This is a genomic window from Pseudomonas sp. MF4836 (assembly GCF_002018875.1).
Lineage (GTDB): Bacteria > Pseudomonadota > Gammaproteobacteria > Pseudomonadales > Pseudomonadaceae > Aquipseudomonas.
On record NZ_MVOL01000005.1, the window covers coordinates 496,330 to 508,799 of the forward strand.

Below are 12,470 nucleotides of genomic sequence, written 5' to 3' on the forward strand. Positions count from 1 at the left end.
AACGAAGGGACGCGCGAATGTCACTGCATGGTTACATAACCTGCGGGCCAGACACCTGCGCCAGGGCAGACGCGAGGCTTGGGGCCAACGCCAGGCGCGGAATCAGCACCGCCTGCCAGGCGTGATAGAGGTCGGGTTTGCCGGCCCAGATCTCGGCGCTGGGGCTGTTGTCCAGCCCGAGCTCGTGGTGCCAACTGCCCTGCACGCGATCGATGAAATGGGTTTCGCAAAACTCCCAGAAACAGCGGTACCAGGTTTCGTAGCGAGCCTCGCCGGTGCGCTGGAGCAAGGCACTGGCGGCGGCGCTGGCCTCGGCGTGGGTCCAGTGCAGGCGCTGGCGCACCACGGGCCGATGGTTCCAGTCCAGGGTGTAGACGATGCCGGGCGCCCCGTCGACCGCCCAGCCGTGGCGGCAGTTGCTCTCGAACAGCCTTTGCGCGTCCAGCACCAGCCAGCCCGGGGTCAACATGCCGGCGCGCACCCGCGACGCCTCCAGGTGCAACAGCAAGCGCGCCCACTCGAAACCATGCCCGGGGGTGGTGCCGTAGGGACGAAAGCCGTCTGCCGGATGTGCCGAGTTGTAGTCAGGCAAGGCCTGCCACTGGCGGTCGAAATGCTCGATCACCATAAAGTCGTTGCCCGCCGCGTGCTGGTGGATCACCCGCTCGACAATCCGCAGGGCGCGGTTCAGCCAGCGCGGGTCCTGGGTGACATCGGCCAGGGCGAGGAAGGCTTCGGTGGCGTGCATATTGCTGTTGGCGCCACGGTAGCTTTCCTCTTCGCTCCAGTCGCGATTGAACGACTCGCGCAGGGCGCCCTCCTCCTCGCTCCAGAAATGGCTGTCGATGACCTCGATCGCCTGCTCCAGCAGGGCCTGGGCACCGGGGCGGCCGGCGACCACTGCGGAACTGGCGGCCAGGGCGACAAAGGCATGCAGGTAGGCTGCCTTGTCGGTGTTGCCATCCCCTGCTGCCTGCACCGCGAACCAGCCACCGTGCTCGGCATCGCGCAATGGCCCGGCCAGGGCGGCGACGCCGTGGTCGACCAGCGCCGCGTAACCGGGCAAACCCTGGATATGGGCCATGGCAAAACTGTGGGTCATGCGCGCGGTGTTCATGGTTTCGGCCCGGGCGTCGGCCGGCAGGCGGCCTTGGGCGTCCAGATTGCCGAAGCCGTCGGCGAGCCGTGCCGCCTTGGCGAAATCCAGCAGGCGCAGGCCTTCGGCAGCGAGCCAGGCATGATGGGCGGGAGCGTTCAGCCAACTGCTGAACGACAGCGAAAGAGAGTCCATGGGCGACCTGTTGTTGTTTTTATCGAAGGCCTGAGTCTAATCAAGCCTCGATCCACCGCAGGTAACGAAGCACACGGCAAATGTCACCAACCGGTGACATGGCCACCATGCTGTGCAGAAGGTGCTTAAGCGGCCAGGGGAGATTGCTGGACAACGAGGCTCTTTGTGGCGAGGGAGCTTGCTCCCGCTCGACGGCGCAGCCGGCGCAAAATCGCTGACTGCGGTGAATCTGGCGGAACCCGCCAACCCGGCTCAAGGTTGAAAACCTTCAGTGCACCGGCTGGCCCTGCGGGAGCAAGCTCCCTCGCCACAGAGGGCGGGTGCGCTAAAGCACTCACCCTGTCTGGGCGATCCAACCCCGCCTTCGACAGGCGCTCAATCAAACGAACGCGGCAGATACAGTGTCACCCGCAGCCCGCCTTCGCGCAGATTCTGCAGGCTGACTTCGCCGCCGTGGCTATGGGCGATATTGCGCGCGATCCCCAGCCCCAGGCCGTAGCCCTGCTGCTGGCCGGCCAGGCGAAAATGCGGCTCGAACACTTGCTCCAGGCGCTGTTCCGGCACCCCGGGGCCCTCGTCATCCACGTGCAGCATGAAGGCGTTTTCATCGTCGTCGATGTGCAGGTGGGCGTTCTGCCCGTACTTCAGCGCGTTGTCGATCAGGTTGCCCATGCAGCGCTTGAGCGCCAGAGGCTTGCCCGGATAACCGGCCAGCGCCCGCCCCTGCTGGGTGACCCGGCCGTTGCCATTGGGCGCGAGGTAGGGTTCCACCAGGCAATCGAGGACCTGATTGAGGTCCACCGATTCGATGTTCTCGTGGATGTCGGTGTCTTTCACACATTGCAGTGCGCCCTTGACCAGCAACTCCAACTCGTCGAGGTCGCGGCCGAATTTGTTTTGCAGTTGTTCGTCTTCCAGCAGTTCGACCCGCAGCCGCAAGCGGGTGATGGGCGTGCGCAAATCGTGGGAAATGGCGCTGAACAGTTGGCTGCGTTCGGTCAGGTAGCGGCTGATGCGCTCGCGCATGGCATTGAAGGCGCGGCCGACTTCCACCACTTCACTGCCACCGCCTTCGGCCACCGGCTCCACGTCCGCCCCCAGGGACATGTCCCGCGCGGCCCGCGCCAGACGCTTGAGCGGACGGCTCTGCCAGTGCACCAGCAGGCCGATAAACAACAGCAAGAAGCCGCTGGTGAGCACGATAAACCACACCTGCTGAGCCGGCAGGCCCTGCTCTTCAAGGCTGGTATAGGGCTCGGGCAGCAAGGAGGCGATGTATAGCCATTCGCCGGGAGCCATCTGGATCTGGGTGACCAGCACCGGCGGGTTGACCGGTTCCAGGGTCAGCGCGTAGTGGGCCCAGGAGCGCGGCAGTTCGTCGAGCTTCAGGCCGCCGTTGAAGATCCGCAAATCTTCAGGGCTGACGAAGGTCACCGAGATATCGGCCTCGCTGCCCAGTGACTGGCGCAGCACCTCGTCCACCGCCTTGAGCACCGCCTGCTTGCGCGGTGTCGGCGGCAGCACTTCCATGCCCAGGGGCTTGTCGTTGAGGGTCACTACAAACCGCGTGCCGCCCATGCTGCGCAACTGGTCGAGCACCAGGGGTCGATAGGCCACCGGCAACGAACGCAGGTAACTGACGCTGGCGGTCATCGAATGGGCCAGGCTGCGGGCACTGGTGACCAGGCCCTCAAGCTGGGTGGCGCGCAACTGCGAGACCCAGATCACGCTGGACAGGGCCTGAGCGAACAGCACCGCCAACAGCGTCAGGAGCAGCATCCGCCCCAACAGCGAACGCGGCACCGGAACCCGGGCCGCGAGACGCCGCAGGCCGTCAGTGAGCATTGCCGGCCACCACGTTGGCGGCCAGCTGATAGCCACTGCCACGCACGGTACGGATCAACCGCGGCGGCTTTTCGGTGTCACGCAGGCGTTGGCGCAGGCGGCTGACCGCCATGTCGACGATCCGATCCAGGGGCATCAGATCGCGGCCACGGGTGGCGTTGCCGATGGTGTCGCGATCGAGGATTTCCTGGGGATGGTCGAGGAACAGTTTGAGCAGGGCAAAGTCGGCGCCGGACAGGATCACTTCCTCGCCGTCGGTATGGAACAGCCGGTGGCTGACCATATCCAGCCGCCAGTCGTCGAAGCACAGCACCTCGCCGCCGGCGCGCTCCTGGCCGAATTGCGCACGCCGCAACAGGGCCTTGATTCGCGCCTGCAGTTCGCGGGGGCTGAAGGGTTTGCCCAGGTAATCGTCGGCCCCCAGTTCCAGGCCGATGACCCGGTCGGCTTCGTCGGAGCTGGCAGTGAGCATGATGATCGGCACCTGGCCCACCCGTGGGTGCTGACGAATCCAGCGGCACAGGCTGAAGCCGTCTTCGTCGGGCAGCATCACATCGAGAATCACCAGGTCGCTCGGGGCCTCGTTCAGGGCCTGGCGAAAGCCGGCGCCATCGGCCGTGCTGCGCACCTGGAATCCGGCGCGGCTGAGGTAAGTCTCCAGCAGTTCGCGTATTTCCTGATCGTCGTCAACCAACAAAATCGACTTACTGACTGAGCTCACTTGGTCGTCCTTGTTGTTAGGAATGGAGCGCGATTATGGCCTAAACGGCCCGCCACAGGAGACCCTCGACGCCCTCAGATCGCCGCCTGTTCCAACGCCACCCCGGCTCCGGTCAGGCCTGAATACGGCGCCGTCACCAGCCACACCGGGATGCCCTTGAAGTAATCGCTCATGCAACCCTTGTCGGCAAAGCAGCGAGCAAAACCGCTCTGGATGAAAAAGTCGGCAAAACGCGGAATCACTCCGCCGACGATATACACCCCACCGCGAGCGCCAGTGGTCAGCACGTTGTTACCGGCCACCCGACCCAGCCAGCAGCAGAATTGCTCCAGGACTTCGACGGCTATCGGGTCGCCGGCCAGCCCGGCAGCGGTGATCGCCTCCGGGGTGTCGAGCACGGCCGGATGCCCGTCCACCGCGCAGATCGCCCGGTACACCCGCGGCAAACCACCGCCGCTGAGGGCGGTCTCGGCGCTGACATGGCCAATCTCGTTGAAAATGTGCTGCCAGAGCTGGGTCTCCCGAGGGCTGCTCAACGGCAGGTCGACATGGCCGCCCTCGCCGGGCAAGGCCATCCAGCGCTGGTCACCGAGGTCGAGCAGGGTGCCGACCCCAAGCCCGGTACCCGGGCCAATCACCACGGCCGGGCGCAACGGCTCGGGCGTGCCCGGGCAGACCTGACGAAACTCGTCGGGTTGCAGCCGGGTCATGCCCAGGGCCATGGCCGAAAAGTCGTTGACCAGCAGCAATTGGTCGACCTGCAAGGTCTGGCAGAACGCCTGACGGCTCAGGCGCCAATGGTTGTTGGTAAAGCGGAACTCGTCGCCGCCCACCGGCCCGGCCACCGACAGGCACACCGAGCCGATCGAACCCGGGGCCAGGCCCAGGTCCTTCAGGTAGGCGCTGATGGCTTGTTCCGGGCTGGTGTAGTCCGCCGTCGCATGCACCTGGATCGAGTCCAGTTGCTGGTCTTTCCACAACGCGAACCGCGCGTTGGTCCCACCGATATCACCGACCAGGGCCAGTTTCACTTAAGCGTCTCCAGGGCAGAGGTAAAGGCGCTGGCGCCCTGCTCTGCCGAGCTGAAGGCCATGCGCATGAAGCCGAACAATTCACGACCGCTGCCGACATTGTTGCCCAGCAGGCCCTTGGCCGGCTCGCGGGCCGCGAATTCATCGGCGTCTACCTTAAGCTCCAGAGTACCCTTGACGCCATCCACGCGAATGATGTCGCCATCCAGCACCCGCGCCAGCGCACCGCCGACCTGGGCCTCGGGGCTGACATGAATCGCCGCCGGGATCTTGCCCGAAGCGCCGGACATGCGTCCGTCTGTGACCAACGCCACCTTGAAGCCACGGTCCTGCAACACGCCAAGGAACGGGGTCATCTTGTGCAATTCCGGCATGCCGTTGGAGCGCGGGCCCTGGAAGCGCATGACGGCGACAAAATCTTTTTCCAACAGGCCGGCCTTGAACGCATCGGCCAGATCCTGCTGGTCCTGGAACACCACCGCTGGAGCTTCGACGATCTGATGCTCAAGGGCCACGGCCGAGACTTTCATCACCCCACGGCCGAGGTTGCCCTCCATCACCCGCAGACCGCCTTCCGGCGAGAATGCGCGAGCCACCGGGCGCAGGATGTTTTCGTCGAGGCTTTCGATCGGGCCGTCGCGCCACACCAGCTTGCCGTTGTCCAGGAACGGTTCCTGGGTGTAGCGGCTCAGGCCACGGCCAGCCACGGTGTTCACGTCTTCGTGGAGCAGGCCGGCTTCCAGCAGTTCGCGAATCAGGAACGACATGCCGCCCGCCGCCTGGAAGTGGTTGATATCGGCCTTGCCGTTTGGATAGACGTGGGACAGGGTCGGCACCACCTCGGAGAGGTCGGCCATGTCCTGCCAGGTCAGCTGAATTCCGGCGGCCTGGGCGATGGCCGGCATGTGCAGGGTGTGGTTGGTCGAGCCGCCAGTGGCGTGCAGGGCGACGATGGAGTTGACCAGGGAGCGTTCGTCGACGATTTCACCAATCGGGGTGAACTGACCGCTCTGCTTGGTCAGGCGCGTCACTTGTTGCGCAGCCTCATGGGTCAGGGCATCGCGCAACGGCGTGTTGGGGTTGACGAAGGACGAGCCCGGCAAGTGCAGGCCCATGACTTCCATCAGCAACTGGTTGGTGTTGGCGGTGCCGTAGAAGGTACAAGTGCCGGGGCTGTGGTAGGACTTCATTTCCGACTCCAGCAGCTCTTCGCGGCTGGCCTTGCCTTCGGCGTAGCGCTGGCGCACGTCGGCTTTCTGCTTGTTGGAAATACCCGAGACCATCGGCCCGCCCGGGACGAAGATCATCGGCAGGTGGCCAAAGCGCAACGCGCCCATCATCAGCCCCGGGACAATCTTGTCGCAGATACCGAGCATCAGCGCCGCGTCGAACATGTTGTGCGACAGCGCCACGGCGGTGGACAACGCGATCACTTCGCGGCTCGGCAGACTCAGTTCCATGCCCGGCTCGCCCTGGGTCACGCCGTCGCACATGGCCGGGGTGCCGCCGGCAAACTGGCCGACCGAGCCGATTTCGCGCAGGGCTTTTTTAATCTGTTCCGGAAAGTGCTCGTACGGCTGATGCGCCGAGAGCATGTCGTTATATGACGAAACAATTGCCACGTTGGCCGCGTTCATCATCCGCAGGCTGTTTTTATCGTCGGTGCCGCAACCGGCCACGCCGTGGGCAAAGTTCGCACACTGCAACCTGCCCCGTTGCGGGCCGTCGCTGGCGGCGTCGCGAATCAGAGCGAGGTAGGCCTCGCGAGTGCCGCGACTGCGGGCGATAAGCCGTTCGGTGACCTCAAGAACGCGGGGATGCATGTGTAGAACTCCAGGCTAACGGATGTGGCGACCTGTTTGTCTATGCTGATCAAAACGCCGTCAGGCCAGGAAGGCGCAGCGGTTTCTTGACCATTTGGACCAGTTGATTCAGGTCACTCGTTGTAGATAAGACAAAATATTGCCACTAAAAAGGCTTGTTTTCTATTTTTTTGCGAATAATCTTGTAATTCCAACAACAAAACCACGGCAGGCACTTTTCCAATGACTCTACGAATCGCAATCAATGGTTTTGGCCGTATCGGCCGTAATGTCCTGCGCGCACTTTATACCCAAGGCTACCGTCAGGACCTGCAGATCGTCGCCATCAACGACCTGGGCGACAGCTCGATCAATGCCCACCTGCTCAAATACGACACCGTGCACGGCACTTTTGATGCAGACGTGCAGCACGATCAGGAAAGCCTGACCGTCAACGGCGACCGGATTGCCGTCAGCGCCATCCGCAATCCGGCCGAACTGCCCTGGGCCGCCGAGAAGATCGACGTGGTGTTTGAATGCACCGGCCTGTTCACCGACCGAGCCAAGGCGGCCGCGCATATCAGCGCCGGCGCCCGCAAAGTGATCATCTCGGCTCCGGCCAAAGGCGCCGATGCCACCGTGGTCTATGGCGTCAACCACGACCTGCTGCGCCAATCGCACCAGATCATCTCCAACGCCTCCTGCACCACCAACTGCCTGGCGCCCGTGGCCCAGGTGCTGCACCGCGAGCTGGGCATCGAAAGCGGCCTGATGACCACCATTCACGCCTACACCAACGACCAGAACCTGACCGACGTCTACCACACCGACCCGTACCGCGCGCGCTCGGCGACCCAGAACATGATTCCGAGCAAGACCGGCGCCGCTGAAGCGGTGGGCCTGGTGCTGCCGGAACTGGCAGGCAAATTGACCGGCATGGCCGTACGGGTACCGGTGATCAACGTATCGCTGGTGGACCTGACCCTGTACCTCAAGCGCGAAACCACCGCCGATGAGGTCAACGCCCTGCTCAAGGAAGCCAGCCAGCACTCGAAGATCCTCGGCTACAACACCCTGCCCCTGGTCTCCAGCGACTTCAACCACAACCCGCTGTCGTCGATCTTCGATGCCAATCACACCAAGGTCAGCGGCGGTCGACTGCTCAAGGTGCTGGCCTGGTACGACAACGAATGGGGTTTCTCCAACCGCATGCTGGATAACTGCCTGGCCCTATGCAACGCCGAATAAGCGCATTGCGGGAATAACGGACATAGCGTGGAACAGCAACCGATGATCGGTATCAGCTTCACCGAAAAGACCATGGCGGCGCGCAAGCGCATCGCCCTGGTCGCCCATGACCACTGCAAAGTATTCCTGCTGGACTGGGCCGAACGGCACAAGAACACGCTCGCCGAGCATGACCTGGTGGCCACCGGCACCACCGGCCTGCTGCTGACCAAACGCCTCGGCCTGCCGGTGCAAAGCATGATCAGCGGGCCCTTGGGCGGCGACCAGCAGCTCGGCGCACAAATCGCCGAACAGCGGGTCGACCTGCTGGTGTTCTTCTGGGACCCCTTCGAACCCCAACCCCACGACCCGGACATCAAGGCCCTGCTGCGAGTCGCGGCCGTGTGGAATATTCCGGTGGCCTGCAACGAGTGCAGCGCCGACTACCTGCTCAGCAGCCCGTTGATGAGCCAGGCGCATACCCATCGGATTCCCGATTATCAGGCTTACCTGGCTGGGCGTGGGTAAGTTACTCGGGGATTAATGCGGCTTGAAGATGTGGGTATGGATAGGCAAACAGAAGGTTGCGATGTTCGAGTTACAAGATGAGGTACAAACGTCAACAACTGAAGTGATGGTGTTGATCGTATTGAAATAAAGATGGGCGATTTCGAAATCGCCCAGCCTTCCTTTTAAGGGGACAAATAGTTATTCCTGCTATATTTAACCCCCATGGTATTGTTTGAACATATCGAGCGGAATTTCGCTTTGCTTTAGTACTGAAATATTCAGCACGCAAGTTAACCTAATACCAGCTCAGAATTACAATTAGCAGTTCGAATAGTCGTGAAATTCATAAATGCAGAAGACCTTCGCTATGTTCCGCAGGGGCATATCGATGCTATATCTTGTTTGCTGGATAACGGAAATTTTAATCCGTCGATGTCGGCGCGAATGCCACACACACCCAAACCAATTGCTGTTGGGTCAATGCCTTTGGATGATAGCGCTAGGTGATCTCTAACGCTCTTAAGAAACACAGGGCCGAATTCTGTCATGCGCACTAGACTGCCATTGTTTTCATTCATATCAAAAGAGAAAGAGCAGACATTCTGGCTAGCTTGAATGCTATATAGACTAACTCTATAGCCTTGGCTGACAAGCTCGACTTTCAACGTATCAGCAAAAACATCTGCACAGGACTTCCCGTCGACAGGAGAAGCGTACAGTGTGCTTCTTATTTTGTAGCAGCCGACCCAACCTTCCGAGTATATGACCTGGGTGACTCGAATTGACACTTCGTGCTTGTCACCTCTGCGGTCGTTTGCAAATGTCGATACGGAGAAGAACGCAAGTAGACAAGCTGACATTTTTTACTCTTCTACTCCTACAGTAGGATACTACAGTCCTTTGTTGGGCACCTTCGCACTACAGAGGTTCCACCGCATCCGAAACACAACCGGGCAATTGCCCCACACTTTACGGACAACTTACTTTATATTTAACGTACCCACCTCAACCCTTATTTCATCCCTTAAATTTTCACTCACACCCAGGCGCTCGTCATTAACCACCTTTAGATAATCTCCTACGTTATCCCGGGAGACAGGATCACAACGAAGTATATTATTTACATCAAGCGTAGGATCTACTTGACTATCTGGACCCCTTATATATTTCTTTATATTTGGAAAGCCTTTAGAAAGTAGATCCAAAGAGGGGTAACCATCATCTCTGACCCATTGATCTGAGCGATCAAATTTCCCAGAACACATCATACCGGTGTGGATTGCCAATACACAGGCTTGGGGAAGCGCGATAAAAACACAATAATAACGCTCATGATTTCCTACTACCTCACCTGTATCATCAGTCACTTCCCCCTTGTCTAGCGCACCTACCCAGGCCAGATTGCAAGAGGGTGAAAAGTGGCCAGAGAGGTCATCTTTAACAAATGGAATAGCCATTGGACCCAATTCGATGTAATCAGTAACGCTCTTATCGCTTGAGAACCTTACCTTAGTGTAGGTTTTTTCGGTTTGCCGATCGTTTATATCTTCGCCAAAAAAATCAATTTTTCCACATGTATCTCCTGTCTTTTTCTTGAAATCTTCGGTGAGCAACAACACACCCTCATACCTATTTAAACTAGAGGACCACTCACCAAAACCCTCAGAACCTGCAACAAAAAAAAGCAATAAAAAATAATATCTCTTCACGACCTTTACCTGACAGCAAAGTAACGCCACTTTATATAAATCATCTTTTCTCATAACTCATGGAGCGTTGAGCGTTCATCAGACCGAAATCTACTCTAGTTGCAGAAGTGTTGGCCGCCTATCCAAACGAAGGAAGTGATGTACCTTCGTATTTTCCGGCAACCTAATACCGGCGGCCACCGCCCCCCCCATCAACGCAAACTCATTACACAGTTCTTTTCCGCTTTTACATCGTCCACTGCTTACTTGCCAATCTTGACCGCGATAGCGCTGTACTTGCCGGCCCAAGGCGGCAGATACCATTCGCTGGCGTTATAGGCAGTCAAGCCTCCCAGGTGCCTTAAAATCCCTCTATTCTGCAAGACGGCACCCAGATTTTCTTCATTTAGTTCGCCTTGATCGTTTTAGCCAGGGGCAACCTCACTTAAATCGATAGATAGATAAAGTGCCTCACACGCGATAAAATCCACAGCTCACGGATTAATGCTAGAGAGACAAATAGTTATTCCAATTGCATTTGACTCCCCTGTCATTTTCCTTCCGCAAATAACCTGCACCTGCCGGATACAGCACCTGACTCATTAGAAGTTTAGGCGGCATATAGCTAATCACCCGGCCATCCTCGGCCTGTAAGGCCGGATCAATATTTAATTTACGTAACAATACACCAGAGCTTGCAACACAGGCTTCAAGCAAAAGCAAACTCCCTTCATAATTTCGCCATGATGAAATACGCCCCACCCTTCTTACCAACTCACCCTCAACATTATATTCCGCCATGCTGACCACAAGCTCCTCCCCATCACCCTCCTCACTAAAATAACCACTCCTAATAAAAATCACATAATAACTTCCACCCAGCAAATATACAAAAACCGGTTTCAAATCGTATTTACTACTGTCTCTTAAATTGGTTCCATCATTCTTTTCAAATTCATATATTTCAGGCTGAAGGCATTCACTAGACAGCGGCAATGACCTTGTGAGCCTGTAGAACTTATCCATCTCAATATAGCTAGATTCGGTCTGGGGACCTATCAGTGGATAGCTCTTGAAGTACCTGAAAACATTAACCGAAAAACCGTCATCCGCAACCGCTATTGCGGTACGCTGCAGACTAACTTTACACAATTCGGATTTCCCATATGCATTCTTAGCAGGTGCGTTGGCTGAATAAGCCTGTGCAGTGCCCCCAAGCACCATTACGACAAAACATATAGCGAGCAAAAATTTTATTTTCACTGCACCACCTCTTTTAAATTCGGGGAGAAATTACCAACATGAAGATGATGATGGTGATCCTCAAGGTGAGCTGTATGAGAAAGGAGCTTTTGCACTCCACCTTTACTGTATCTCCATGCAAACTGCACTTTCCAGCCAAACTTGAAAAGCGCTTTATTAAACATATTCTGCCTGTCCTCATCTAAAGAATTTACCCCTCCTATAGTATTAAGATGAGTTGACGCCCCCCAATCTCCATCGAAGCGCATGAATTTGAAATCCCCATTCTCCCCATTTATATGTGACTTGCTGATACCAGGCGTCCCATCCACGTTACTGAATCCAGTTGACGCAACATCCTCATACCCTACCTCCATCAAGGCACCAATCAACGCTGCCAGAGCTGTTTGATTTAAAAACCTCCTATCAGTTCCGAAAAAGCGAAATCCAAACTCCCTAGCTGAATTAGTCCCAAGCTGGGCGACATCCATCAAATATATGAAATCAGTTCCCGCTATTCCTTTCTTTATCCAGCGCACTGCCTTCTGACCGATAAAAACACCAAAGTCATGTTCCTTACTATCGGATGAAATATAAATATACCTTGCATCTTTCATTCTTTCGGCTTCGAGCCCAACAGGGACTAAGCGCTCAATAAGACCTGTGCTCTGGTAAATGCGATAAGTCACCATTGCGTCTGGAGTCGCAAGTCTTCCCACCAACCCAACCGGATGAAAGTGATAAACCTTCGCCCCCTCCGGCAACCCAACATCCGCGGCTACCTCCCCCCACCAACGCAATTTCATTACGCAGTTCTTTTCTGCTTTCACATTGTCCATGGCCCACTTGCCAAGCTTGACCGCGATCTCGGAGATCACGCCGTACTTGCCGGCCCAGGACGGGACGTGCCATTCGCTGGTGTGATAGGCGATCAAGCCTCCCAGGCGCTTTGCTAGCGCTCGATTCTGCAAGGCGGCGTCCAGGTGTTCTTCACTGAGTTCGCCCTGGTTGTTCAAGCCCATGAGTTGGCGGATGTGTTTGAAGAATGGGGTTTCTTCGGGTCGCTGGCCGCCTCTGAGGAAGTCGACGAAGGCGCTGGCGGTGCCGTCCCAC

General features: G+C 57.8%; 9 protein-coding genes and 1 pseudogene. 2 read left to right on the top strand and 8 right to left on the bottom strand.

Features of this window, described 5'->3' with window-relative positions:
- Positions 1–31 precede the first annotated feature (31 nt).
- The 5 genes from MF4836_RS15015 to edd all read right to left on the bottom strand — a co-directional run bounded on the left by MF4836_RS15015 (position 32) and on the right by edd (position 6,711).
- On the bottom strand, positions 32–1,291 hold the full coding sequence (locus MF4836_RS15015; RefSeq protein ID WP_078470928.1) for a D-mannose isomerase: 1,260 nt from the start codon (positions 1,289–1,291) through the stop codon (positions 32–34).
- A 375-nt stretch (positions 1,292–1,666) separates the two neighbouring features.
- Positions 1,667–3,094 (bottom strand): ATP-binding protein, encoded by a 1,428-nt coding sequence (locus MF4836_RS15020; RefSeq protein WP_421548591.1) that lies wholly within the window; start codon positions 3,092–3,094, stop codon positions 1,667–1,669.
- A 31-nt stretch (positions 3,095–3,125) separates the two neighbouring features.
- Positions 3,126–3,857 (bottom strand): response regulator, encoded by a 732-nt coding sequence (locus MF4836_RS15025; protein WP_078470930.1) that lies wholly within the window; start codon positions 3,855–3,857, stop codon positions 3,126–3,128.
- Positions 3,858–3,931: 74 nt separating this feature from the next.
- Positions 3,932–4,888 carry a glucokinase gene (locus MF4836_RS15030; protein ID WP_078470931.1) on the bottom strand — a complete coding sequence of 319 codons (957 nt, stop codon included), beginning with the start codon at positions 4,886–4,888 and terminating at the stop codon, positions 3,932–3,934.
- A complete protein-coding gene (gene edd / locus MF4836_RS15035) occupies positions 4,885–6,711 on the bottom strand; it encodes a phosphogluconate dehydratase (RefSeq protein WP_078470932.1) in 1,827 nt (608 codons plus the stop codon). The genes MF4836_RS15030 and edd overlap by 4 nt, the downstream gene beginning before the upstream one ends.
- A gap of 222 nt (positions 6,712–6,933) precedes the next feature.
- On the opposite strand from edd, the gene gap reads away from it, so the two are divergent.
- Positions 6,934–7,938: a type I glyceraldehyde-3-phosphate dehydrogenase gene (gene gap, locus MF4836_RS15040; RefSeq protein WP_020295784.1), complete on the top strand. Its 1,005-nt coding sequence runs from the start codon at positions 6,934–6,936 to the stop codon at positions 7,936–7,938.
- Positions 7,939–7,980: 42 nt separating this feature from the next.
- Entirely contained in the window at positions 7,981–8,445 is a 465-nt protein-coding gene (locus MF4836_RS15045; RefSeq protein WP_078470933.1) for a methylglyoxal synthase, read from the top strand.
- A gap of 962 nt (positions 8,446–9,407) precedes the next feature.
- On the opposite strand, the gene MF4836_RS35025 is transcribed toward MF4836_RS15045, so the two are convergent.
- The 3 genes and pseudogenes from MF4836_RS35025 to MF4836_RS35375 all read right to left on the bottom strand — a co-directional run.
- The gene (locus MF4836_RS35025) at positions 9,408–10,190 is read right to left on the bottom strand and encodes a hypothetical protein (RefSeq protein ID WP_153050238.1); all 783 of its coding nucleotides are present in this window, start codon (positions 10,188–10,190) and stop codon (positions 9,408–9,410) included.
- 432 nt (positions 10,191–10,622) lie between these two features.
- Positions 10,623–11,378 (bottom strand): hypothetical protein, encoded by a 756-nt coding sequence (locus tag MF4836_RS35030; RefSeq protein WP_153050239.1) that lies wholly within the window; start codon positions 11,376–11,378, stop codon positions 10,623–10,625.
- Positions 11,375–12,470: pseudogene (locus tag MF4836_RS35375) on the bottom strand (hypothetical protein); the annotation flags it as partial. The gene MF4836_RS35030 and the pseudogene MF4836_RS35375, both read right to left, overlap by 4 nt.

Bases quoted from the DNA above. Each gene is read 5' to 3' on its own strand.
- gap (WP_020295784.1), top strand. From the start codon at position 6,934: ATGACTCTACGAATCGCAATCAATGGTTTTGGCCGTATCGGCCGTAAT.
- MF4836_RS15045 (WP_078470933.1), top strand. From the start codon at position 7,981: ATGATCGGTATCAGCTTCACCGAAAAGACCATGGCGGCGCGCAAGCGC.
- MF4836_RS35025 (WP_153050238.1), bottom strand. From the start codon at position 10,190: ATGAGAAAAGATGATTTATATAAAGTGGCGTTACTTTGCTGTCAGGTA.
- edd (WP_078470932.1), bottom strand. From the start codon at position 6,711: ATGCATCCCCGCGTTCTTGAGGTCACCGAACGGCTTATCGCCCGCAGT.
- MF4836_RS15015 (WP_078470928.1), bottom strand. From the start codon at position 1,291: ATGGACTCTCTTTCGCTGTCGTTCAGCAGTTGGCTGAACGCTCCCGCC.